Source organism: Streptomyces coffeae, assembly GCF_016741875.1.
Lineage (GTDB): Bacteria > Actinomycetota > Actinomycetes > Streptomycetales > Streptomycetaceae > Streptomyces > Streptomyces coffeae.
The window spans coordinates 1-1,027 of record NZ_JAERRF010000138.1; the positions used below are offsets into that span (position 1 = coordinate 1).

The following is a 1,027-nucleotide window of genomic DNA, read 5'->3' on the forward strand; positions in this document are numbered from 1 at the left end:
TGCTGACCGACGCCCGCAGGATGACGCCGTGGCTGCGTGAGGGAAGCTCGGTTCCACAGCAGCAGCTCATACGCGACTTCGGCAAGTCCCGATCCAAAGCGCTCAAGGACATCAAAGACCGGCTGCCGATGCGGCAGCGGGCCGGGATGCCGAAGTACAAGAAGAAGCGCGATGCCCTTCCGACACTGAACTACACCCAGCGCGGATTCCGGTTGAAAGACGCGCGCCTGCACCTCGCGGGCGGGATCGTCGTACGCCCGGTGTGGTCGCGGGAGCTGCCCGAGCCGCCGTCCAGCGTGCGCGTGTACCGCGACAGTGTGGGGCATTGGTGGGCGAGCTTTGTTGTCCCCGCGCAGACCGAGAACCTGCCTGCCACCGGCCGTGTGATCGGCATCGACTGGGGCGTCAAGGAGACCGCGACCACCACATCCGACGAGTACGACCTTCCCCACGCGCAGCACGGGACGCAGGCTGCGGCGAAGCTGACGCGGTACGACCGCATGATGGCCCGGCGCAAGCCGAAGAAAGGCCACGCCGCCTCGAAGGGCTACCGCGAGGCGAAGAAGCCGCGGGCGAAGCTGCACAAGAAGATCGCCCGCCGGCGCGAGGACACCGGCCGCAAGTGGGCGAAGAAGGTCGCGACCGGCCACGAAGCCATCGCCGTGGAGGACTTCCGCCCGAAGTTCCTCTGCCGTACCACCATGGCCCGCAAGGCCGCTGACGCGGCGATCAGCGCCACGAAGAAGGCCCTGATCGAGATGGGCCGCAAGCACGGCCGCGCCGTGCATCTGGTACACCCCGCGCACACCACCATGGACTGTGCGCAGTGCGGAGCGAGAACCAAGCACGCACTGCCTCTTTCCGAGAGAACGTATGCCTGCACCGCGTGTGGAGCCGTCTCGCCCAGAGACAAGAACTCCGCCCGCGTGATGCTGGTCCGGGCTGGTCTCGTACCCGGCTGGTGCTGATCGTGTAAGACCTGCTGGTCCGCCGGGCCGCAGGCGACGTGAGCCAGGAATCCCCCTCG

General features: G+C 67.4%; 1 pseudogene. It reads left to right on the forward strand.

Annotated elements, in window-relative coordinates:
- Nucleotides 1-2 precede the first annotated feature (2 nt).
- Nucleotides 3-1,027: pseudogene (locus tag JK363_RS41320) on the forward strand (RNA-guided endonuclease InsQ/TnpB family protein); the annotation flags it as partial.